This window comes from Periweissella fabalis (assembly GCF_012396505.1).
GTDB lineage: Bacteria > Bacillota > Bacilli > Lactobacillales > Lactobacillaceae > Periweissella > Periweissella fabalis.
Map to the genome: position 1 here is coordinate 1 of NZ_JAAXPN010000014.1, position 23,574 is coordinate 23,574.

A 23,574-nucleotide genomic window follows, 5' to 3' on the forward strand; every position below is an offset into this window, starting at 1 on the left:
GCACTTCAAGCACGGTTACATGTTTATCCCGATGGTTACGCTGGTGCATCAACCGTTAAGCAAATTCAAGCTAACTTGAATCGTGGGCATATTATCATTGAGTAAAATTATTTGTCAAAATATCTAAGGTGAACTACAATAACTGTATTCTCTCGAATAATTAAGAATAATAATATAGCCAGAAAAGACCTAGCCTTAATTGGTTAGGTCTTTTTTGTTTGGTTACTTATTAAATTAAAAACTTGCAATGCAAAAATCACTTTAATTTTATCCGAGGGTATATTATTAATTAAAATTATGGTAAGGTTACTTGATATTTATTTTATATAGTTTTATTATTAAGTCATCCTATTTTTGAAATGTAACTACTTAAACTTAGTAAAAGACCTAGCCTTAATTAGTTAGGTCTTTTTTGTTTGGTTACTTATTATCTTGCAATATTATTCTAATTTAATTATTATATAAACAATCCTTTTGTTCTTAATGGTATATTGACAAATTAAATATCAGAGAAGTCCCTTCCATTTAAATGGTTGGGATTTTTTTGTTATCAAACTAAAAACCTTGCAATATTACTATAACAGTTTTAGTATTAAATTATTCTCTAAGTAAGATGTCTAATCTAAACAAGAAAGCCCCTGACCTTAATTGGCCGGGGGCTTTTTTGTTGTGTATTTAATTAATCAGTTACCCAGATAATTTGAATCCGTTCGCTAGTTAATGAAATAAATTGGATAGTGAAAACGGTACGTGTTTTAATAGTGTCTGCGATTGCGACGGATTATAAAGTAAATAATTAATCCGATGATAATTAGTAAAAACCAGCCAAAGTAGCCACCTTCACGATATTGAGTTTGACCATTGTTGTCCACATAGCGATTGCTACCGAACCCAAACATACTATGCCAGACACTGTTGACTATGTTAGAGCCAACTGCCCAACCTGCTCCTTGCACAATACCGCGTTTAAAGTCGTGACCAAAGCCAGATTTTTCATGTGGGGCGTTATAGGTGCGGTCAGGTCGATTGAAGCGAAAGCGGGGTGTTAATGTGGTGGTGCCATACGATGGCGCAGTACGCGTGGTATGGAAGCCCCCAAAGTGGGCGACACTCCCGCGAGCAGCTACCGGCATTGGAGTGGCTGCAAAACCAATTGATATTAAAATGGTAATTGCTAGGACAATTTTGAAATATTTTTTCACTTTTTTTGAGAAATCCTTTCTAATTTAAAACGTTCAAGATATAACCGATGATGTTTGAATGGTGTCCTGTTTAAATCATAAATCTTAAATGATTAATCTTTTATCTTAAATCACTATATTAAATATAGTTAATATATTTACTTCTTATTCGCATATTGCAAGGCGTCTTTTTTCTCTAACATGCTAACTTGTAAATCAAACATTTTTAACGTGTCTTCATCAGCATGATTACGCCATTCAACAAGCATTCTGTCAATTGCGTCTTGTTGTGTGCTGGCAATACCAATCAATGTCATGGCTTGCAATTGGTTCTTAATGTGGTTATCCATGCGAACACTGCTTGAATAAGTCACTGATTTAACTTCTGCCTTCTTAATTGGTTTTTCAGGTGTATTTAAATCAGCCATAGTAAACTCATTAGCTGGCTTCAAGATTGGCTTGCGTTCGATGATTTTATTTGGGTTATTAATTAATCCACTCATTTGTTATCTCCCATGCGTTCGATGATTTCGTTTACAATTCCATCATAAACTGCACTTACTTTCTTATCATATTGGTCTTTGCTGGTCACCCCAGTTACGTCATAACGTTTTAAACGTTCCATGTTACGGACGGTGGTTTTGAAAAAGTTATCTTCCCCAAATTCGTCTTTAGCTTGTTTAAGCGTACTAATGTCAATTGGTGCTCCGTTCTTTAATAATACCGCCAAGATTGCCAATATCTGCAAATTAGGTGCTTTAAACTCATTGATAATGGTATTTTGCATGTAGTCAATCACGCTTTCAATACCTTGATATGAACGTTCGTGTGTTTGCATAACAGGAATAGCCCAATCGCACGCATATAAGGCACTGTCAGTAATTAAGCTGATTGTAGGTGGTAAATCAATAATAATAATGTCGTATTGCTCACGCAACGGCTCAATTAAAGTTGATAGATATTTAACACGTTCGGTATAATCTTCAAACATATCTTCCATATAACGTGGGTATAAACTGAAATCGGCGCTTGATGGAATGAAATCAAGATTATTATTTAGCTTAACGATTGCTGAAGCTAAGTCTTGATTTTGAATTGCTTTCAATAATGTAGTATCAAAACTTTCAACTTTTTCAGTAATCAAGGTTTTTGTCTTGAAATACAAATCAGTTGCATTAGCTTGTGGATCTAAATCAAGTAGCAACGTCTTTAGTCCTTTTCGAGAAAAGCCGAGACCAGTCATTGTAGCAGTTGTGGTCTTACCAGTTCCACCCTTGTGGTTCGTATAAACGATAATTTTAGCACTCATAAATAACCTCCTAAAAGTCATGTATTATTGTATGAATGTATTATAGCATTATTGTATTTTTGCATGCAAATATTATGGCATGCTTTAATATTTGCATGCGAGCATAAAATGCCTAGAAATCAGCGTTCATGACATACGTGTATTATTGTATTAAAGTATTATTGCATTAATGTATCATTGTATTAAAGTATTATTGCATTCTTGCATGCAAGAAAGATAAAGTTGTTGCAAATATAATTAACTTATGCTATTCTTAGAACATACAAAAAAGGCACCTAGCAATTAGCTAAGTACCTTCAAAAAGAAAAAGCCACCGCAACTGTCAATTGCGATGCCCCCGAATACAAATTCGACTCAATATGGGTATATTGTATCATGTTCTTACTGCATGGTCAATGTGAGTGATTTTCGACGACAGGTGAGGACAAACACTGTCAGTAAGCGTGAGTGCTATGTGGGGTTAAAGTTGTGGCGAGAAAGCCAATCGTGCATAAGTTAAGCGAAACAAAGGGACATGTCGTATCTTCCCAGCGACAACTTCACAAAAACAAGTGGGCGTTGCACAGAGTATAGTTGTATCTACTCGTGTGATGGAGAGTTAAGGCGACTCTCACTAATTAAAAGTCTGGAGGAAAAGCGAGTGCTAAGGCACTGGAGCTAAGTTATATGCTTGGTAAATAGTAAAATTACATAAATTTATCAAGCGTCCAAATAGGGCGTTTTTATTTTGGATTGATTCGAAAACGTAGAATCAATATTCTTAGTGGTGTAACAACCAAAACTTGATACAACTATTATAATGCGATATACGGCTAGGCCTCGGTCAAGTAAATACGTTAGAGTTTTCTACTTCCCAAATTCAAGGGAAAACTCTATCTTGAGCTCAACCAACTAAACACTCAATCAAGCAAAAAATCGCAGTTCAAAGTCAAGTACATAAGTTCAAAAGATTTAAAAAGTAGTTTGGATTATAGACTAAGTTGCCACATACAAGAAGATTGTGAAGTTTTCTTAGATTTAAAGTTTGTGAAATAAAAAAGTTAATAAATTAATACGAACAAAAGCGAACGCCGCAAAAATTCACAAGGGTAATTTCACAAAGTTTTTAGAATGTTGATGCAGCAGTGATAATAAGGTATCTTAGGATAATGTTATTTATGTAAACTAGACAAAAAGATTAGCTAGTTTTAAGTTAATTTCGTATTTGATAAATATGAATTTTATTTAAAAAAAAACCTAGATTTCTCTAGGCTTTTATTATTATTGCAAATCACGAACTTTATTATTATTTGAAAGGCGGAAATTGTATTGACCATAAATTGATGATGTCATGTAAAGCAATGTCATAACAATCATTGGCAATGCAACAGGTGAGAAGCCACCTTTAAGAGCTAAGAACCACATAACAATCTGAATTACAGAATTAAACATCCAAACCTTGTAATTAAGTGTATAACGCTTAACATATAAAACAGATGCTGTTGCACCAAGTGCAAGTGTTAAAGCATCAATAATTGGTTGTGAATCATTTAAATATGCTCCGATTGGTGTTAAGATTGCCCAACCAGCTAATAATGCAATAATTGAAATAATCCAACCTTTTACATCAAGTTTCTTAACGTCTTGTGTTTCTCCGTGCCCCCATGTACGCCAGTTTAACATAAGTTGTAAGTCAATCGCAAAGAAGAATACTAATTGATCCAAGATACTCCACCAGTGTCCTGCTTGCCAGTTAATGAAAATATAACCAATAACAGAAACAGCACCAAGAACACCATTAATACTGCGACCAATCATTTTTCGTTCTTTGATTTTACCATCTACATCACGAAATTTAACCCAACCAGCAGCTGCCATCATTACCGTACAAAGAAAACCAAAACCGATAGAAACGAATGCAATCAATGCCGTTACAAATGCTCCTACGGACATAAAGTTGGCCGGTGTTGTAATCAATCCCCAAAATTGCATTCCCATTCCAAACGCATATAATGCCCAAGCAAATGGCTCAACACCAGTTAATTGACTTTTAATCCATTGAAGATAATTACCCTCAAATTTTTCACCATACAAAACATCTGTTGTTGGTGTGTTCTGTGAAACTCCTGAAACATTTTCCATTGGTGTAACTACCACCTTTCAATATTAGAGCGTAAACTCTTTTACTTAATATATTTTACACAGTTAGTTAAATTTTTCACTAACTAAGGCTATTATTATAATACAAAAAAGGCTACCAGTAAATTAATACTATGTAGCCTTTTTTATTTAGTTATTTTAACGGCCGCCAGGCGTGTTTGTTTAACTTGGGAATGAACTTACATTTGTATTAATCCTAAAAAAAACTTAGCAACTATTTCTGGAAAAGCAGCTTTAATTTCTTTTTTAATTGACGTAAGACAACTCGTTTTAGATAAAATTTCATTCACTTTTGTTAGGTCTTCTGGTTTTCCATTTATGCTATTAAACTCTACTAACTCTTGTGCGTTTAGTTTAATAGCGTCAATCATTACATTATTTGTGAAATTTGAGTTACTTACATTTTCTGCTGTTATAGCATTTCCGGAGTTAACATGGGTTGTATTGTTAACTATAAGCCCTTCAGTATTAGTTGCTTCTATATCAGAATCTAGTCCTCTAAAAGAAACGTTATCTATTCTATTAAAATCGCCCCTGTAAAACACTATGAAAACAACCCCTAACAAACCAAAGTAATTTGTTAGGGGTTGTTTTTTATTTAAATGATATAATAGACCTTAAAATGCGGGGCTAAATTGAATAGTTAATCGTTGATTAGTAGCTTGGGCAATCTCTGATAACATTTTTGTTGAAGCATTCACCGACCCATTTTCAATGCGTGCAATCGTTGATTGTGGTTTACCAATCAGACTGGCAAATTCACGTTGACTCAACCCCATATTTTCACGCAGGTCATGAACTTTTACTGCCACCTCTAAATTGATATTTTCTTGCTCGACAATTTGTGCAAATTCGGGATTGTTTTTACTACGTTCAGAAACATAGGCATCAAGTTTATTCATTGGTTTTCCTCCTTATTCAAATACTGATTGCGTCTATTTCGAGCAATTTTCTTTTCATTTTCAGGTGTCTTTTGTGTTTTTTTCGTGAACGCATTAGTAATAATGTATTGACTACCTTTGACTTGAAAATAAATAGCTCTTTGAATGTTTGAAGCTCGCTTAGAACGAATTTCATAAAGATTATTTTCTAGTTTTTTGACCCATAATTGTCTTTCTGCGACTAAGAGGCCATTATTTTCAATATTTTGAATGGTTGCAATTAATTTAGCAGCATCTTTATCAGGTAATTGATCTAAGAACTGTTCAAATTCAGCCCAATCGTAATATTCAAACTCAAATTTTTCCATAACAACATGATAGCAAATACGCTATCATTGATCAAATAATTAACTTTATAGGAGTAGATAATGGTGCAACAAATAGTACTACCAATCAAAGATTCAAATGTTTTAAAGATGGTCCAAGATACCTTACTAGATAGTTTTCGGGCAGGTCGCCGGAACTACACCATCTTTCAAGTGGGTAAAGCCACCCTCCTACGGGTGAGTGATGTCATGACCTTAAAAAAATCAGATGTCTATAATCCAGATGGTTCGGTTAAAAATACGGCCTTTATTCATGATAAAAAGACAGATAAAGCGAATACATTGTATCTAAAGCCTGTCCAACAAAACTTGCTGCAATATCATAATTGGCTGGTCCAAGAAAATATCAATTCAGATTGGTTATTTCCCTCAACGGCACATCCAGACCGTCATATTACTGAGAAACAGTTTTACAAGGTCATGGCACGCGTTGGCGATCTATTAGGCATTAACTATCTAGGCACACATACCATGCGTAAAACAGGCGCTTACCGTGTCTATACGCAATCAAATTACAACATTGGTCTAGTTATGCACTTATTGAATCACTCAAGCGAAGCCATGACCTTAACGTACCTAGGTTTAGATCAAGCAAGCCGTGAAACCATGTTAGATCAAATTGATTTTGGTTAAGAAAAATAGCCACTCATACTTATTTTTTAACCATTTACAGTGCATGAATCAAATTTGAATGCCTAAAATGCTAATATGGCAATATCTATTTAGATTAAACAAGGAGTATATACCATGTCTTATTTTGCATTCGCATTACCTCTTTTCTATTTGATTCATTGCTTTGAAGAATTCTATTTTCCTGGTGGATTCATAGCGTGGTATCATTCCTATCGACCAAATCTCAACCAACAGTCCCCTGCTTACTATTGGCGAGTTAATATCATTGCTTTTCTAATTGTTTTGATAAACAGTTGTTATTATTTTATCTCTCATGGAAACAACAATACCGGCTTATTAATTGCTAGTAGCTTTTTAGCATGGAACGCCCTAGTAACACATGTCATAGGTTCGATTAAATCTAAAAGTTATTCTCCAGGATTAGTAACTGGTATTCTCTGCTATATTATGTCATTTCTAGTGATTATCTATTTGATAATATCAAACCATCTATTATCGATTCTACTAATGATCATATATGCCTTATTGGGTATGCTATATGAAATGTGGAATTTATATAAAAATAGATTCTAAAGATAATTAGTAATGTTCTGTTGGCACACGCTAGAGTATGTTCAATAGTGTCAGCAGGCTTAATAGCGGTCATCATTTTTGACTTACATGATGACTATGAGGCATATATACGCATTGCAAATAAGTTGGGATAGACATTCGTACTATCTCAACTTATTTTTTATGTGGTTAAGCTGACATCAGCTTGCCCCACGCGGGTAGCGTTCTGCATGACATGCTCTCACTGAAGGTGATCCTGCAATGATAAATTGCCCCGTCACGGCGTGACCCGCCGGAGGTTTTTCTAGCCGGATAATAGGCGCCGAAAAATAGCAGTTCCCCCAGAAGGAAGGGGGAACGCTACTGTCATCGCTTGTCGATGACGCGCCTCGCAGAGCCTGTCCAAAATATCATTTTGGTATAACAGGCTATACCAGATTTTTAACGGTGTTATACTGGTCTTGGAAAACCTTTTTTGAGGAGGCATTTTTGATGGCGCATTTAAAGAAAAATACGCGTGGCGCAGTACCCGGTTTAGCGGTCCATTTTGAACGTAAAACCGACCATCACACTAACAAAGAAATTGATGTGTCGAAATCCTATCTGAATCAAGATCTCATGGCAGATGGTTCAGATATGCTTTCACGTTTCAGCGAGCGTTTAAATGACGTTTATTGCATGAAAAGAGACGATGTGAAGGCGTTAGCGACGTGGATTGTCACTTTACCTGAAGAACTCACAGAAGCCCCCTACGAGCAACAGAGCGCCTTTTTTGAAGCAACTATGAATTTTCTGAATGAACGTTATGGTCAAGAAAATGCCGTGGCCACTGTCGTGCATTATGACGAGACAACCCCTCACTTGCACTATGCCTTTGTCCCCGTAGTTTTTGATGATAAAAAATCACGTTATAAAGTATCCGCTAAAGAAGTGCTAACGCGGCAGGATTTACAAACCTTTCATGAGGATTTAGATCAGCATTTAAAAAAGGTGCTGCCCTTTTATGAACAAGGGATTTTAAATAACAAAACCTTACCGTTTGAGAATGTCGCTGAAATCAAAAAATACAATGATCAGTTTAATACCTTAAAGGCTGAACTAGCTGACATTGAAGACAATATTCGGGCTAAACAGGCCGTACTTAAAATCACGGATCAAGCCTTAACGGAAGTAGACTTAGCCGAACAACAAATCGATGCCTTTAAACAAGACTTATCGAAAAATCTCTTTGGTAAGACGGTGCTTAAACCTGATGACTTAGATCGTTTTAAAAGCGTATTAGGCACGATGAAAAAAGCCACCTTGCAAAGCCAGCATGAGACAGAAAAACTCAAGCAAACGTTAGGTCAAGTCAAAGCACAATTAGTAGATGTCCAAGCTGACTATCAAAAACTGAACGCAGCACATCAAACGCTGCAAGCGGATAACCAAGAAAAGCAAAAGATGGACTATGTGATGCGTGATATGCTTAAAAATGATTATGGTGTCGACAAACTATCCCATACTGATGTGGAGGCCCGCTATGTTCTTTATAAGCTAGATCATGAAGAACGCACCAAAAATAAAAAGGAGGCCCAGTCATGGTTAAAAATCTTGACGACAGTTAGAGAAGATCCAGCTACGAAAATAGCGCCTAGTAGATTAGATTGGGGCATTGAACAAGTTAAAGCATTAATCAATCGGATCATTGAATTAACGCGTACTGTTTTTAAAGAATCAAGTCTATAATGTTAAAACGGCTTATTTTCCTTTCTAAGCGTTTTTAACAATTTAAGGTATAAATACTTAATAATCAGCTAAAAACGTTTCTATCGACTTAATAAGTGGCAATTACATCAAATAATTAAGGATACTTATTTGATATGTTAACTAAAAACGACCCTCGTCGTGTGTATCTTTGATGGACGGGGTTCTTTTCTTTGATTTTTAAAGGGTTCAATAAAAAGGCGCAGCCTGTTATAAGTTTATCTTATATATTTTAATCTTTTGTTCTTTTGCGCGGTTAAAAAGTCAGTATTATCAGGGGTTTACAAGATTATGTACCCACAAAACACTATGTATACACCCACAAAATACTATGTACGTACCCACAAAATACTATGCATACACCCACTTTTAGTTTATATAAGTGGGTGTATAGGTTATAATAAATAGCATAAAGAAAATCCTGTCTAGAAGTTTTTCTTTATGCTTTTTCAATAACACGCACGAAGGAGCGTATTTATATGTCTATTTTACCAGAAAAGAACGCAAGTCAGGTGCAGAGCTTGAATGAACTGGCCAAACGAAAAGTGGTTGAACATAACAGTTTAATCACTTCAATTGCCAAAATGGATAAGACACCACTCAAAATGTTTGAGTTGGCCGTTTCTCTAATTGATACGGAAAATCCCCCCGAAGATCAGACGGTTTATTTATCAAAGCGAGAGTTGTTTGCTTTTTTTCAAGTTGATGATAGCAACAAACATAGTCGTTTTAAAGAAGCCGTTGAAAAAATGCAGAAACAAGCTTTTTTTCAAATTAAAAAAGAACAAGATAAAGGCTTTAAATTTATTAGTATTGTACCAATCCCGTATGTAGAATGGACAGATTATAATGACGAAGTGAAAATTGAATTTCATCGTGAAATTATGCCTTATCTAATTAATCTCAAAAATAATTTTACGCAACATGCTTTGTCAGATATTGCAGAATTGAACAGCAAATATGCAATAATTTTATATCGTTGGTTATCGATGAATTACAATCAATACGAGCATTACAGTGTTAAAGGTGGACGGAGAGAGGAACAAGTTGAAAGTTACCGTAATCCCGAAATAAGTATGCGAGATTTACGTCAAATTACAAATACAATTGATGAATATAAGCGATTTGATCATTTTGAAAAAAGAGTACTGAATGACCCATTGTCAGAAATTACTAAACATACAACTTTCAATGTAACTTACGAAAAACTCAAAAAAGGGCGGAGTATTGATAGTATTGTCTTTCATATCACTAAAAAACAAGTGGCTGATGATATTAGTTACAAACAATATGATCCAGCTTATGTTGACGGTAAGATACGTCAAGAAGAGACAGAAGATATGTTGACAGTTAAGGCTATAAAAAGTCCATATACAAAGTTATTGATGGAACATTTCTTATTGTCATATATTGATTTGACGGATACGGCTATTTTGTCAGGGCTACAGAAAAATGTTTATCCACTCTATGACGAATTAAAAGAGTTACGTGGTTTAAAGGGCGTGAAAGAACACTTAGCATATGTCAGAGATAAACAAGATGACTATTCGAAAAAGAATATTGCTAAGTATCTTAAAAAATCGATTGAACAGTATCTACCAATCGTTAAAAGGCAGGATATAGATCATGAGTGAAAATTTCAAGACGATTCGAGAACTTGCTGAGGAGTTAGATGTTTCAAAACAGGCAATACAATATCATATAAAGTCACTGACAAACAAAACAAGGCAAACAAACGACAAAGGTATAGTTGTTTTGTCATTAGAAGAACAGCAATTTATAAGGTCCAAGGTTGACAAACGGACAAACAAAACCAAGACAAATAAACAGACAAATGACAAACAAACAGACAAAGAGACTAATTGGGATATTCACAACTATTTAATTAGTGAACTTGATGGAGTTACGAAAAATAGAGATAAACAATTAGCAGTTAAGGATAAGCAACTAGAAAATAAAGATTCACAAATAGCTCAAATGCAAAACTTACTAGACCAGCAACAAAGATTAGCCTTACAAGATAAAAAGTTGTTAGAAGAATACAAAGCAGAAAACGACAGATTAAAAGTTCTCAAAATGCCCTCACAGGAAACAGAATCCAAACATTTAGACAATCAATATAAAGGTGAAGTGAACGCTCTTAAAGAGAAGTTGGAAAAATTGCAGGAACAAATCAAAGATCAAAAAAGGATAGAAGAACGAGAAAAACCAAGAAAATGGTGGGGACTATGGCGAAAATAGATGATTCAGTTAAAAAGAAAGTTCCAGAATTGCGATTTAAAGGATTCACGGATGAATGGGAAGAGCGTAAGTTAGGTGATATTTCCGATAAGGTCAAAGAAAAAAATAAAACTGGTGAGTTTACAGAAACTTTGACCAACTCAGCAGAATATGGAATTATTAATCAACGTGATTTTTTTGATAAAGATATTTCTAACGCTAAGAACCTTAATGGCTATTATGTAGTTAAAAACGATGATTTTGTCTACAATCCTCGCATTTCAAATTTTGCTCCGGTTGGACCAATTAAACGTAATAAATTAGGTAGAATTGGTGTAATGTCTCCACTATATTATGTTTTCCGTACACATGACATAGACAAGAATTACTTTGAAAAGTATTTTGATACTGTCTACTGGCATCGATTCATGGAACTAAACGGTGACTCAGGAGCACGTGCCGATCGTTTTGCAATTAAGGACTCAGTCTTTGTTGAAATGCCAATTCCTTATCCAACTATGGATGAACAAGAAAAAATAGGTTCATTTTTCAAACAATTGGATGCCACTATCGCTCTTCATCAACGTAAGTTAGATTTATTGAAAGAACAGAAAAAAGGCTTTTTGAACTGACCCCCATAAATTGGAGTGATGTTTTAAGAGATAAATTGGATGGCATGTTTCCGGAATTCAACCGGAGTCATGCCGTCCAATTTTTGTTTAATTCGTTTATTGTTATAGTAATTGATGAACTCAATCATAGCTGATTTTAATTCTTCATATGTCCTGTAATGAGTTTGGTGTACTGTGCAAACCTTTAACGTTCTGAAGAAACTTTCAATAACCGCATTATCTAAACATGTAGCCTTTCGGCTCATACTTTGGATAATGTGGTTTTTTGATAATGTTTTTACGAATTTTGCGTGCTGATATTGAAGCCCTTGATCAGAATGAAGGACCATTCTATATGCAAGATTAGGTCGTTTATTAATCAATTCATTTAATGGATCAACAACGAACTTAACACTCGGGCTTAAACTAATATTCCAGCTAAGCACCTCTCCGCTATAAAGGTCTAAGTACGCTGTGACGTAAGCTCGTTCTTGTATACTTTGAGAACCCCAACGAACTTCAGTGACATCAGTAGCAATTTTTTGAAATGGTCGATCGGTATTAAAGCGACGCTTTAATTTATGTTTAGCCACCTTAAATTACGGTTTTATGATAAATTACAGGAGCGAATGGCTAAAGGATATAATGTTGATTCTGAAATAAAGAGTTGGCAGCGTTATGAGATTCAATTACGAGCTAAGCGTGCTACTCAAGTATTAAAGATTTTGGCGTATGATAATTACCAACTAGGTGAGTTTATCAAAGGCGTTTTAAAGGCTAATATTAATTATCGGATACCTTCAAAAACTGATAGTAATAAACGAAGATGGAACTCCTGCAAATGGTGGCTTAAATTTTTAGATGATGCTGATGAGATAACATTTTCTCAAATTCAACCTGAACCGACAATCGAAAGTTCAAAACGTTGGTTAGAGCGTCAAGTGACGTCAACGTTGGCCACAATGGAAATGGCATTTGGTTCACAGTTTATTATTAACTATTTATTGGTGCACGGTAAGGAACGATTAACTGAGAAACAAAAACAAAGGGCCAACATGTTTTTTAATGACATGTCAGCCCAGCGGTTAGTATTAGATGAAATTAAAAGAGAATTAGGAGATCTTGAATTCGTTAAACTAATATTTTCTATGGATGAGAAAAAACGAACGCATTTGAATCGTATTTCTGTAAATTCGTAATTGATAATAGTTAATTTAGTTAAAAGATAATTAATGCTTGTAAATGTGTTTCGCATATGCGATGATGAACCTATCAAAAAATATATTTGAATAAAAGAAAAACCACCCCAACAGCTTCAAAGTTTGGCGACACAGATGCTTGGAATGGTTAAATTTCTTATTGAATATCGTTAGTATATCACATCATTTGATATTTGACTACAAAACTAATCAATTAAGTTAAGTCTATAACGAAAACAATAAAATTTAACTTAAGGCACTGGATGGTTATATTCAGTGTCTTTTTTGTGTCTAAAAATTGAATAGTTGTAGGCATAGATATATGTAACTGGCAGAGCTGAACTGCCATGAACAAAGGTATAGCGCCTGTACATAGCTTTAATCATCGTAATGTGCAGGTAGGACACTGGGTAAAATTGTGCAAGCCCAGAGCGTAGAATGGCGTGAGACTAAGGTATTTTATGAAGAAGATACTAGGTTAAAGAGCACTTGGTGGGCGAACTTCTTAATATGAGGCGGCAATAAACGTAAGAGAGCATGAGGATTCACACTGCGTACTGTACGGCATTTAGGGTAAGTGAGACTGGTAAGGATGTGAAAAATAGAGCTGAAAGGCGAACACGCGGGACAGTCGCATGCGTGGAAAAAGTCACAGGCGGGATCTCCTGGATTTTGTCGAACTGATGATTGGTACGAATGAACGACCGACACTTGACGGTTGCTCTTGGGTGCAGTTTTCTCTAATTTTGAAGTGTAGGGAAAACTGTATTCATTTCACTCCTCTCTTCTTTCAGGTTGCGTTAATAACCGTATTATCTAAACATGGGTCAAAAGACTAAATGTTTAGATAATACGGTTATTTTTTATTACAAATAAAGTATATATATCATTATTAATTAGTTGGTATTCAATATATCTACTATATTCGCAAAATATTATTTTTTTATTTTTAAAGACATTAATGTTAAAACACATATTATAAGGACCATACTAAAAATAATTATACTGTTTTTGCCAATAAGTGTATAGCCACCAACTAATAATATACTTCCAATTGGTGCAGCAACTGTTAAACTACTATTTATTATTCCTAAGATTGTGGTTAGCGATGATGAATCAATGTTATCCATTAATAGTGCATATAACTTTGGGTTAATTTTACCTAGAACGTAAGTTATCATAAACAATGAACTTGATACATAGAAAATGTTTAGGTTTAAAATTAATATCATATAAAAAATAAATAATAATACAGATTCTAATAATACTAAATTTTTAAAACTAAAAGATTTAAAAATATCATTAATTATAATTGATCCTAGTACATTTCCAAATACAAATACTAAATTTATTATTAAAATAGAAATACCAAATCCAAAAGGACTAATCTGAGTATTATTTAATATATATAGGTTTAAAATACCGTCTATACTTGCTCCTAGGATATTTAATATAATAAGAGTTAACATTATGTTTAGTATAGGTAATTGAGTCACATTACCTAATAAAGATAATGCTTTTTTATAAGTATTATCTTTATTTACAATTTTTGACTTAGTTGTGATTGTAGATATATAAGATAATTGCTGTTTAAATAGTAATAATATAAATCCAGATAAACAAAATGTAATTGAATTAATAATTGAACCTATAACGTAATTATTTGTAGTCATTATATAATATAGACCTAAGGCTTGTCCTATTGGTTGCATAATTAAAGATATACTTTGATAAATACCTAAAGTTTGTTGTCTTAATGTACTAGGAACTTTATTTTGAATAATTGTTAATTTTAATAAACCTATAATTACGCCTATTATATCAGAGATTAGATTAATTGTAATTGCGATTACCAATATTAATTTATCATTACTATTAAAAAAAATAAAAGACAGAAATATATACATAATAGATTGAGAGAATGTTAATAAGATAATCCAATTAATCTTATTGATTAAATTTCCAGCTAATTTACCCAATAATGCGGAAAAAATTCCAGGAAGTGTGGCAGTTATTGATACAATAGTAACCCATAAAGAATTATCAGTACTTGATTTAGCTAAAATAAGCAAAATCATATTAAAAAGACTGATACCCAATATCTGAAAAAAAGTACTACTTAATAAGCCCATAATAGCTGAATTTTTAAATATTTGTTTCATAATGTTTTCCCCACTTATTTTCTATAATATTTAATGCTAATAAAGGATCAACTAATGTATTACATAGTTCTAAATTACTTTTAAGTACAGGAATGAATGTTTTTTCAGTTGTGTTAATTATTGAAAATCTACAAGCCTCAAGCATTCTTAAACCACGACCAAATAATAATTCGTCATCAATTATCGCAGCTATAGATAGAACTGCATCAGCAATACCTAGTAATCCATGATCATAATCACTTGATTTAGCATAAGGTATTGCAACACTATAAGCTGTAGATATAATATAGCTAGGAATTAACTCTTTTGGGACTGTAGTCATAGATAGTAGTAATCCAGCTATTCCTCTTGAAACATATGGATTTATTATTTGTTTTATTTCTGATTCGATCAAAAAAATTAATCCATCATTAATAAAAATTAATGATCTTAGATAATTTAATATCTTTTCATATTTATTTTTATCATATTTTTTAATTATATTAATTTGCATTATTTCTGATGCAATACCTTGGATACCAATACACGGAATATTATTTTTTTTAACATTATAATTCAACATTTCAAATGTTTTATGAACATCAAATTTTGGTTCAAATGTTTTACACCTTTTAAAGGTATATCCTTTAAACTTTAATGAAGAAACATTAGATTTAATATCTTTTACTGTCATTTGGTATTGATCTAATTTAGTTAAGTATTTTAATTCTTCAATATTCAATATACTAGATAAATATCTATAAGTTATTTTTTGAATATCAAAAAATGATACCATATCTAAAAAATAATTTTGCCTACCTAAAGCGTAAATAACCAATAAGTAAAGACGTACAGTATCTTTTTGATAGACTGACATTTGTTTCATAGATTCATACCAAAAACCTGTAGAACGAATATCATAAGTTTTATAGTTTATAGTTTCAGCATCAATTATAAATACATTACCACTTTTATCTATCATGAAATTACGAGCATGGATATCAATATTGGTTTTACCATCACTATGTAGCATGATAATAATGTTGAAAATTCTATCTAATATATCTTTAACATTATCAAAAATAATTTTCGATTTATTTGTATGGAGCATGAAATTGTTTTTAGATAAAAATGTATCGAACGTGATCCCATCAATATATTCGTATATATAAAAAACAGATGAAATTTCAATTATTTTTTCAATTTTTTTGGGAAAATAGGCAGCGGAATTCATATTTTCCCATTCATTTTGACGCATTGAAAAAGTGTCAAATCCTCCATTTTTTAATGTTCCTAATTTTGCTTCTTTTATAATAACCTTATTATTATTATCTTTTCCAATATAAATGTTACCAGTTGAATTTTGAGATAAAATTTCATATGGTTCATATTTATCAATCAACAAACTATATTCATTTTCAGAAACCCATCCTTTTGGAATATTTATCCAAGTTGGAATATATGGTGAAAGATGTGGTATATCTTGTTCTTCTTGCCCGTTAGGACCATATAAAGTAAATTGAGAAAAATCAGTTATATCTGAAACAGTATTAATTCCATATCTAAAAAAAATGTTATTAGCGTTTTTATATTTAAAATCACTAATGATGTAGGGGCCATCAGTATCTTTTAAAAGTATCTTTAAAGTATCCATTATATAGAAAGCATTATTTTCTGATTCTGGATAAATTGTAATATATTTTCCCAAAGAAGAAGGACTTTCTTCTTCGGAAATATTTTTTCTAAATTCATAGTTACTTTTTATATATTTAAAAGAAATTTTATTTTCAAAACATACTTGTGAAACAATATTTAACACTTTTTTTTATATTTTGGACTAGCAGAAACATGAATCTTCCATCCTTCATGAGGAATAGTATAACTTTGATATATATATTTAAAAATAGCACTATATTTAACCATTTATTTTGTGCTCCTTTTTAATAATTTTCTAATTATATTATCATGAAACAATAAATAAATAAATAAATTTTACCTTTAAAAGGTATTATGTAGTACCTTCAGTTTCAATATTAATGTTCTAATAATAATAAATTAGATTGTTTGACATCTAAATTTAATTGCATTATCATAATTTTATTAAATGAAAAGAGGACATGCAAATGAAAAAATTAAACCAATTAAATGAACTACCAGTTGCTAAGGGAATGGAAAAGTTTCAACCTAAAAAGGGTATTAATATTACTTTCGGTTGCAATATCAATGCGTAACTAATATTAATTGTATTATCATTAAATGAAAAGAGGACATGCAAATGAAAAAATTAAACCAATTAAATGAACTACCAGTTGCTAAGGGAATGGAAAAGTTTCAACCTAAAAAGGGTATTAATATTACTTTCGGTTGTAATGTCAATGCGTAAATAATAGTTATTTACGATATTTAACTTGGGAGGGGTAATGCATTTTAATAAGGAATTTTTTAATGCTGAAATTTTAGTTTGGGAAAATAGCTTAAGGGAAAAATTACCTATTTCAGAAAATACAATTAAGGGTAATTATAAGGATTTATTGCATTTAATCAAAATAATTATTTTTTCTTTTAATAAATAATTGTTTTATATTAGTTTTGTTTATCACGCTAAGCGGCTGGCTCAATAAAAATTGAGTTGGCCGCTTTTTTTGTAGTTCCTTGCGAAAAATATCGGCAGCAAATCAAGTTGACCTTTGAGTGGGTACAAACGAAATCCTGAATAGAAAACGTTATTTGAAGCAATTAAAAATTGCTAAACACGAAGACTCATTAATTTATGTTAAATCTAATCTTGATTTATTACCTTCGTATTCTGATTTACAAAGCTATGAAAAATATTTGTACGATACGTATGAGACTGATTATGAACAAGATCGAATTCATGAGGTGTATAGTTTGCTAGTTAATGAATTATTGGAACGAATTGAAATATTTGAAAAAGTAGAATAACCGAATGGTTGAAGAAATGGTATTAGGTATTTTTCGAAAAAATAAAAAGGAACGCTCCATAAACATTTTGCATGAAAAATCTGATTCCGGTGAACGAATAATGCCGAAAGATTTATTGAACTTATATTGTTTAAATTTGAAATAATAATATAAAAAAGTAATCTTGAACTGACCCCCATAAATTTGAGTGATGTTTTAAGCGATAAATTGGATGGCATGTTTCCGGAATTCAACCGGAGTCATGCCGTCCAATTTTTGTTTAATTCGTTTATTGTTATAGTAATTGATGAACTCAATCATAGCTGATTTTAATTCTTCATATGTCCTGTAATGAGTTTGGTGTACTGTGCAAACCTTTAACGTTCTGAAGAAACTTTCAATAACCGCATTATCTAAACATGTAGCCTTTCGGCTCATACTTTGGATAATGTGGTTTTTTGATAATGTTTTTACGAATTTTGCGTGCTGATATTGAAGCCCTTGATCAGAATGAAGGACCATTCTATATGCAAGATTAGGTCGTTTATTAATCAATTCATTTAATGGATCAACAACGAACTTAACACTCGGGCTTAAACTAATATTCCAGCTAAGCACCTCTCCGCTATAAAGGTCTAAGTACGCTGTGACGTAAGCTCGTTCTTGTATACTTTGAGAACCCCAACGAACTTCAGTGACATCAGTAGCAATTTTTTGAAATGGTCGATCGGTATTAAAGCGACGCTTTAATTTATGTTTAGCCACCTTTCCCACAAGACCTTTATAAGAGTTGTACTTACGGGTTCGTTTATTGTAAGCGGTGCATTGCAAGCTGTTTTCTTGCATAATTCGTTGTACTTTTTTGTGGTTGACGATAATCCCTTTATTTCGTAAGGCCAATACTACACGGCGATAGCCGTAATCCTTATTAACCGAAACAATATTTTTAATTTCAGCAACTAGTGTAGTATCAGTTTTTTCGTAAACATGTTTAAGCGCATAATGAAAACTACTACTTGAAAGACGCGCTGCTTTCAGTAATATTACCAATTTAATGTTTAATTCCCGCTTTAATTCGACTACTAATTGGGCTTTTTCGAAGTTTGAGATTTCTTCTTCTTTTGAATTAAAGCGTCCAGTTTTTCCAAATAAGCTACCCGTGCCCGTAAGTAATCATTTTCATCTTGTAATTCCTTCTTAGTTTTATCTGGTTTATCTTGCATTTTGACAATACTTCCTTTATTCGGCCTAAGACGTCCCGAAAGTAAATCTCTTTCCCACTGATAAATTTGAGCAGGTGTTCGTATACGAAACTGCTTAGCAGTTTCAGGGAAAGAGGACTTAGTTTCAAAACGCCAGTTTAATACCTTTAGTTTAAAGGAATAATCAATCTGTGTCTTTACTTTTGGGCGACTTAATCCAGAAATTCCAAATTGATTAATTTTTCGAATCCATTCATAAAGGGTAGCAGTTCCTTTAATTTGATATTTAGCCATTACTTTGGATATAGGAACTCCGCTTTGATACTCAAGAATTGCATTAAGTTTTGTTTGTTGAGAAAAATACATAAGAAAACCCCTCGATTGGATTTACTCCAATTCGAGGGGTTCAGTTCATTTTACAAAAGATGTTTGTATAGGGTCTATAATTTACAAATAGGCCTTTTATCATTTCTAAAGCCATTTTTCAGAACGTTATTATAATCTGAAGAATGGCTTTATTGGCGACATTAACCAAACTATCCAGTTGCGCAAGTAACATTTGCGTGACTAATGCTAGTAATTTTTGCTAGGATTACCTTAGATCCTTGATTATGCTTTAGGAGGAGTGAGATTTGAGCTTTAAAGACGATATCAAGACCTTGCGCAGGCAATCTAATTTAACACAGGAAGCATTGGCTCAACAATTGCATGTGACCCGCCAAACTGTCTCAACTTGGGAAACTGGCAAGAACATGCCAAATTTAGAGACCCTGCATGCTTTGAGTCAATTGTTTAACATCTCACTCGAAAAACTTCTATTTAACGAGGAGATTGCAATGAAAAAAAATAAAGAACCCTCTTTGGCCACCCAGATAGATCATGATGTTAAGCTTAAAAGTCGTTATCGTCGTTGGACTTTTGGTTTAGGTGGCTTGATCGTACTAGCACTAGTTAGTGTTGGTATTTTATGTTTGGGATATTATAAAGGTATTGGGACGATTGATCGATTTGATCCGTTTTTATCCTATAAAGTCGGGTACACTAAATTGCCTAGTGAAAAGGAAATTTCTCCTAACAATAAGGCGACCAATGGTTACTGGACCGCTTGGTTCACCGATAATACTATGGGTAATGAATGGACCAAATTGACCTTAACTACGGGCCTTAATCCTGGGGTCAAAGATCCTTATGTGATGGCTTATCATAAGGGCAGTTATGTTAAAGTTGCGCGTATCGTTCCTCGCACCTACATTAATCAGACTTATGTTAGCAACTTAGCAGCGCTAGATGCCTTGTTAAATCATAAGGGAAATACAGAGACTAACAATCATGACCTTAAGAAGTATAAGACACAAATCCACATATTCGACATTGTCCAACAGTTAGTACCTGAATAGAGAACCACCAAGTTACAATTCTGCAAGCAGTTTTAGGTCCTATAGTCACAAATAACGCCTATAAAAGAGCAAGCATAGAATCATTGCTTGCTCTTTTTGCGTTTCATCAACATAATTATTTTGAAATCAGGAGGGTATATATGAAATTTGGTGATCGTCTAAAAAACGCAAGAACAGAATTGAATCTTACTCAGGAACAAGTTGCTAGAGATTTTTTTATTACTAGACAAACTATTTCTAGTTGGGAAAATGAAAAAACTTATCCTGACATTGCTAGCTTGATTAAGTTGAGTGACTATTACCATATTTCACTAGATACTTTGTTAAAGGAGGATACCGGTATGCGTGAGTTTTTGGAAAAAGAAGAAGTTACGAGACAAATAAAACCAATTTATCGCGATCTTATAGTTATTGATTTACTAGTCTGTTCATTACTAATTGGTGACTTTTTTAATCTAATACATTTAGGTGTATTTATGCTGCCAATATTTTTCTTGTTATTGTGCAGTGTATCTGCATTAAATAAGTTAAGAGAATTCGATAACTCTAGTTCTCTTGGATTAAAACATGCTTGGCAAAAATACTTGTCTGGAGAAAAAGGAGCAAAATATTCACTTATTATGCCGATAGTATTTATCACTTCAGGAGTCATTGTTGTGTTATTAAAAGAATTGTATATTGGTGGAATCTTTATGCTAACAGGAATTTCATTTTTATTTTCCATTTTTACAAAAACAAAACACCAATGATATTTTCCTATTCATCAGGGGGTATAATTATATTTTTACCACCTGTTATTACGATACCCTTCATATTGAATATGATCCTCTTTTCTTAATATAGTATTGCTTTATTATTATAATACTATTCATTAAATGGTGTAGCCTTTTCATTTAGTTCAGTTATAACCACATCAGCCATACGATCAGGAATAGCAAACATGTCCATGAATTTAACATAGTTGAGTTCGTGGGCTTTTTTTGCGTACAACGATACAAGTAACTTAATACCAGTAACGTGTGCAGCATACTCCGTCTTATTGTACGCATGGCTATTGAATGATAGCTTAGCACTTGATGTATCGCCATTCAATATATGTCCCAATTCGTGGCCAAAGGTAAAATCACTGCGGATCAATTTGCACAGATTACTGGTCACGCATACGTGGGTAAGTAAATTTAATCAGTCAGTAGACTTAAATGCCGAATGGGTGCGATGCCCGAATAAACATATAGAGGTTAATAGATGCAAGATATAACAGACTGGGGGACGTTGATAGCGGTACTAACGTTCCTTTTTGGTGTGCTTGGTTATTTGATTAAAATTTCAGGAGCGGCTTTTGTGGCTAAGATTAATACGTTAATTGAACCGCTGAAAGACGCCATAAATGGACTTAAATCAAGCGTTGACGCACAAGTAGCAGAACAAAAAAACACTAACAAGAAATTAGCTGAACACGATATTCATTTCGCCAAACATGACGCACAAATTGACGAGCTTTTTAGCCGTACGGAGGACAAATAACATGGAACAATCAATCACACAATTAATTGAAGCAATCGGTACTATCATTATCACGGCACTAGGTGGTTTTGTAACTACCAAATTAAAAGAGTATGCAACAACTTCAAGCCAACAAAAAACAATCACCACATTAGCAACTTTGGCCAATGCAGCAGTTGTTTCAGTTGAAAAATCAGGTATTCTCAATAACTTAACTTCTCGCCAAAAATATCAAGCTGCTATTAATGAGGTTCAAACTCAACTTGATAAAGCAGGTTTGAAACCAGCAGATGAAACATTAATCGCTAATGAAATTGAACGTGCATATAGCCAACAAGTTGACCAACTTCATGCAGTGTATTCCAAGCAAGCCGAAGTAGCAGTTGCTGAAAACCAAGCACATATTGCTAATTCAGCCGCTCAAGAATTGGCAACCTTAAAAGAACAATCAGCTAATATCCTAGCTAAAATTGATGAAAAGCAACAAGCGATTGATGCAATTAATGCGCTTGCTCCAGAAAAATAAGGAGAAAAATTATGGTACAAATTAAAGCACACGGTACCGACCAAGCGCGTTGGCAAGGTCCAAATGGTAAACGTGGCTACGGGCGTGATAGCTTCGCTATTTTACAAATTGGGGGTTATAGTCCATCTACTGGTATCTATAACCAAGCGACCTATCCAACTCAATTAACAGCAATGGCTGATTTACGACTTCACACATACATTTGGTTTGAAGTGGGTGGTGATGCTAACAAAGCCAAACTGGTGTTAGATTACTTCTTACCACGAATCAAAACGCCTAAAGGCTCAATTGTGGCCATTGATTATGAACAAGGTGCTAGTTCAAACGTGGACAACAACACTAATGCTATCCTGTATGCAATGGATCGCATTGCGCAAGCTGGTTACACGCCAATGCTGTACACTGGTAAACCATACATCTATGCCCACGTTGATGTTGCTCGTTTCTTGAGTAAATACCCTAGTCATTTGTGGTTAGCAGCTTATCCAGATTACCAAGTTCGTAGTGAACCATTATTCGATTACTTCCCTAGCATGGCAGGGATTGGTATGTGGCAATTTACTAGCACATACGTGTTAGGTGGCCTTGACGGTAACGTTGATTTAACTGGTATCACGTTTAACGGATACAGCCAGCAACCTAAACCAACACCGCAACCTGCACCACAATCTAACGGCATTGCAGTAGACGGCATCGCAGGAGTGGCCACAGTTAAAGCTATGCAGCATATCTTAGGTTCGCCTGAAGATGGATATATTAGTGGCCAAACTAATTATTCAAAGAAATTCGCACCGGTATTCTCGACTGTTCAATTGGGCGCTGGTGGATCATCGATGATTAAGAAACTACAATACGTGCTTGGTGTTGCTCAAGATGGTTATTTTGGCCCCAGTACTATCGCAGCACTTCAAGCACGGTTACATGTTTATCCCGATGGTTACGCTGGTGCATCAACCGTTAAGCAAATTCAAGCTAACTTGAATCGTGGGCATATTATCATTGAGTAAAATTATTTGTCAAAATATC

28 protein-coding genes are annotated in these 23,574 nt (G+C 33.5%); 15 read left to right on the forward strand and 13 right to left on the reverse strand.

The window, feature by feature from the left end; all coding sequences use genetic code 11:
* Window positions 1-755: 755 nt before the first annotated feature.
* The 7 genes from HF964_RS09385 to HF964_RS09415 form a co-directional block, all read right to left on the reverse strand.
* Window positions 756-1,202, reverse strand: coding sequence for a hypothetical protein (locus HF964_RS09385; RefSeq protein WP_168722785.1), 447 nt, complete (start codon window positions 1,200-1,202; stop codon window positions 756-758).
* A gap of 137 nt (window positions 1,203-1,339) precedes the next feature.
* Window positions 1,340-1,684: a DUF5388 domain-containing protein gene (locus HF964_RS09390; RefSeq protein WP_168722786.1), complete on the reverse strand. Its 345-nt coding sequence runs from the start codon at window positions 1,682-1,684 to the stop codon at window positions 1,340-1,342.
* Window positions 1,681-2,490, reverse strand: a complete 810-nt coding sequence (locus HF964_RS09395) for a ParA family protein (protein WP_168722787.1) — start codon at window positions 2,488-2,490, stop codon at window positions 1,681-1,683. Before HF964_RS09395 ends, HF964_RS09390 begins: the two co-directional genes overlap by 4 nt.
* Before the next feature lie 1,260 nt (window positions 2,491-3,750).
* A complete protein-coding gene (gene pnuC / locus HF964_RS09400) occupies window positions 3,751-4,611 on the reverse strand; it encodes a nicotinamide riboside transporter PnuC (RefSeq protein ID WP_168722788.1) in 861 nt (286 codons plus the stop codon).
* Window positions 4,612-4,808: 197 nt separating this feature from the next.
* Window positions 4,809-5,174 carry a hypothetical protein gene (locus HF964_RS09405; protein ID WP_168722789.1) on the reverse strand — a complete coding sequence of 122 codons (366 nt, stop codon included), beginning with the start codon at window positions 5,172-5,174 and terminating at the stop codon, window positions 4,809-4,811.
* A 72-nt stretch (window positions 5,175-5,246) separates the two neighbouring features.
* Window positions 5,247-5,531, reverse strand: coding sequence for a helix-turn-helix domain-containing protein (locus tag HF964_RS09410; protein WP_168722790.1), 285 nt, complete (start codon window positions 5,529-5,531; stop codon window positions 5,247-5,249).
* Window positions 5,528-5,878, reverse strand: a complete 351-nt coding sequence (locus tag HF964_RS09415; protein ID WP_168722791.1) for a type II toxin-antitoxin system RelE/ParE family toxin — start codon at window positions 5,876-5,878, stop codon at window positions 5,528-5,530. Before HF964_RS09415 ends, HF964_RS09410 begins: the two co-directional genes overlap by 4 nt.
* 60 nt (window positions 5,879-5,938) lie before the next feature.
* On the opposite strand from HF964_RS09415, the gene HF964_RS09420 reads away from it, so the two are divergent.
* From HF964_RS09420 to HF964_RS09445, 6 genes are all read left to right on the forward strand, one after another.
* Window positions 5,939-6,529, forward strand: a complete 591-nt coding sequence (locus HF964_RS09420; protein WP_168722792.1) for a site-specific integrase — start codon at window positions 5,939-5,941, stop codon at window positions 6,527-6,529.
* Window positions 6,530-6,643: 114 nt separating this feature from the next.
* Window positions 6,644-7,102, forward strand: a complete 459-nt coding sequence (locus tag HF964_RS09425; RefSeq protein ID WP_168722793.1) for an HXXEE domain-containing protein — start codon at window positions 6,644-6,646, stop codon at window positions 7,100-7,102.
* A gap of 471 nt (window positions 7,103-7,573) precedes the next feature.
* On the forward strand, window positions 7,574-8,809 hold the full coding sequence (mobV, locus tag HF964_RS09430) for a MobV family relaxase (protein ID WP_168722794.1): 1,236 nt from the start codon (window positions 7,574-7,576) through the stop codon (window positions 8,807-8,809).
* Between the two features lie 497 nt (window positions 8,810-9,306).
* Window positions 9,307-10,461: a RepB family plasmid replication initiator protein gene (locus HF964_RS09435; protein ID WP_168722795.1), complete on the forward strand. Its 1,155-nt coding sequence runs from the start codon at window positions 9,307-9,309 to the stop codon at window positions 10,459-10,461.
* The gene (locus tag HF964_RS09440) at window positions 10,454-11,068 is read left to right on the forward strand and encodes an HTH domain-containing protein (RefSeq protein ID WP_168722796.1); all 615 of its coding nucleotides are present in this window, start codon (window positions 10,454-10,456) and stop codon (window positions 11,066-11,068) included. Before HF964_RS09435 ends, HF964_RS09440 begins: the two co-directional genes overlap by 8 nt.
* Entirely contained in the window at window positions 11,056-11,679 is a 624-nt protein-coding gene (locus HF964_RS09445) for a restriction endonuclease subunit S (protein ID WP_210727027.1), read from the forward strand. Before HF964_RS09440 ends, HF964_RS09445 begins: the two co-directional genes overlap by 13 nt.
* 23 nt (window positions 11,680-11,702) lie before the next feature.
* Here the strand turns inward: HF964_RS09445 and HF964_RS09450 are convergent, their stop codons facing one another.
* The gene (locus HF964_RS09450) at window positions 11,703-12,251 is read right to left on the reverse strand and encodes an IS3 family transposase (protein ID WP_168722798.1); all 549 of its coding nucleotides are present in this window, start codon (window positions 12,249-12,251) and stop codon (window positions 11,703-11,705) included.
* A 36-nt stretch (window positions 12,252-12,287) separates the two neighbouring features.
* Here HF964_RS09450 and HF964_RS09455 point away from each other — a divergent pair, with 36 nt between their 5' ends.
* On the forward strand, window positions 12,288-12,857 hold the full coding sequence (locus HF964_RS09455) for a replication initiation factor domain-containing protein (RefSeq protein ID WP_246220278.1): 570 nt from the start codon (window positions 12,288-12,290) through the stop codon (window positions 12,855-12,857).
* A 935-nt stretch (window positions 12,858-13,792) separates the two neighbouring features.
* Here HF964_RS09455 and HF964_RS09460 read toward each other — a convergent pair.
* Window positions 13,793-15,019, reverse strand: a complete 1,227-nt coding sequence (locus tag HF964_RS09460) for an MFS transporter (protein ID WP_168722800.1) — start codon at window positions 15,017-15,019, stop codon at window positions 13,793-13,795.
* A complete protein-coding gene (locus HF964_RS09465; RefSeq protein WP_168722801.1) occupies window positions 15,003-16,817 on the reverse strand; it encodes a class III lanthionine synthetase LanKC N-terminal domain-containing protein in 1,815 nt (604 codons plus the stop codon). The genes HF964_RS09460 and HF964_RS09465 overlap by 17 nt, the downstream gene beginning before the upstream one ends.
* A 601-nt stretch (window positions 16,818-17,418) precedes the next feature.
* Between HF964_RS09465 and HF964_RS09470 the strand changes: the two genes are divergently transcribed.
* Both HF964_RS09470 and HF964_RS09475 read left to right on the forward strand, forming a co-directional pair.
* Window positions 17,419-17,571 (forward strand): hypothetical protein, encoded by a 153-nt coding sequence (locus HF964_RS09470; RefSeq protein ID WP_168722802.1) that lies wholly within the window; start codon window positions 17,419-17,421, stop codon window positions 17,569-17,571.
* A gap of 154 nt (window positions 17,572-17,725) precedes the next feature.
* A complete protein-coding gene (locus tag HF964_RS09475) occupies window positions 17,726-17,941 on the forward strand; it encodes a hypothetical protein (protein ID WP_168722803.1) in 216 nt (71 codons plus the stop codon).
* Window positions 17,942-18,136: 195 nt separating this feature from the next.
* On the opposite strand, the gene HF964_RS09480 is transcribed toward HF964_RS09475, so the two are convergent.
* Window positions 18,137-18,970 carry an IS3 family transposase gene (locus HF964_RS09480; protein ID WP_246220279.1) on the reverse strand — a complete coding sequence of 278 codons (834 nt, stop codon included), beginning with the start codon at window positions 18,968-18,970 and terminating at the stop codon, window positions 18,137-18,139.
* A 32-nt stretch (window positions 18,971-19,002) separates the two neighbouring features.
* A complete protein-coding gene (locus tag HF964_RS09485; RefSeq protein ID WP_168722804.1) occupies window positions 19,003-19,488 on the reverse strand; it encodes a helix-turn-helix domain-containing protein in 486 nt (161 codons plus the stop codon).
* A 266-nt stretch (window positions 19,489-19,754) separates the two neighbouring features.
* Between HF964_RS09485 and HF964_RS09490 the strand changes: the two genes are divergently transcribed.
* Together HF964_RS09490 and HF964_RS09495 are read left to right on the forward strand one after the other, a co-directional pair.
* Window positions 19,755-20,519 (forward strand): helix-turn-helix domain-containing protein, encoded by a 765-nt coding sequence (locus HF964_RS09490; RefSeq protein WP_168722805.1) that lies wholly within the window; start codon window positions 19,755-19,757, stop codon window positions 20,517-20,519.
* A 140-nt stretch (window positions 20,520-20,659) separates the two neighbouring features.
* Window positions 20,660-21,268 (forward strand): helix-turn-helix domain-containing protein, encoded by a 609-nt coding sequence (locus HF964_RS09495; RefSeq protein WP_168722806.1) that lies wholly within the window; start codon window positions 20,660-20,662, stop codon window positions 21,266-21,268.
* Between the two features lie 115 nt (window positions 21,269-21,383).
* Here HF964_RS09495 and HF964_RS09500 read toward each other — a convergent pair whose 3' ends face one another.
* Window positions 21,384-21,611, reverse strand: a complete 228-nt coding sequence (locus HF964_RS09500; protein ID WP_168722807.1) for a hypothetical protein — start codon at window positions 21,609-21,611, stop codon at window positions 21,384-21,386.
* A gap of 3 nt (window positions 21,612-21,614) precedes the next feature.
* On the opposite strand from HF964_RS09500, the gene HF964_RS10135 reads away from it, so the two are divergent.
* The 4 genes from HF964_RS10135 (at window position 21,615) to HF964_RS09520 (ending at window position 23,555) form a co-directional block, all read left to right on the forward strand.
* Window positions 21,615-21,695: an XkdX family protein gene (locus HF964_RS10135; RefSeq protein ID WP_168722812.1), complete on the forward strand. Its 81-nt coding sequence runs from the start codon at window positions 21,615-21,617 to the stop codon at window positions 21,693-21,695.
* 69 nt (window positions 21,696-21,764) lie between these two features.
* A complete protein-coding gene (locus tag HF964_RS09510) occupies window positions 21,765-22,043 on the forward strand; it encodes a hypothetical protein (protein WP_168722808.1) in 279 nt (92 codons plus the stop codon).
* Between the two features lies 1 nt (window position 22,044).
* Window positions 22,045-22,548: a phage holin, LLH family gene (locus HF964_RS09515; RefSeq protein ID WP_168722809.1), complete on the forward strand. Its 504-nt coding sequence runs from the start codon at window positions 22,045-22,047 to the stop codon at window positions 22,546-22,548.
* An 11-nt stretch (window positions 22,549-22,559) separates the two neighbouring features.
* Window positions 22,560-23,555: a GH25 family lysozyme gene (locus HF964_RS09520; RefSeq protein ID WP_168722810.1), complete on the forward strand. Its 996-nt coding sequence runs from the start codon at window positions 22,560-22,562 to the stop codon at window positions 23,553-23,555.
* The last annotated feature ends 19 nt before the right edge of the window (window positions 23,556-23,574 follow it).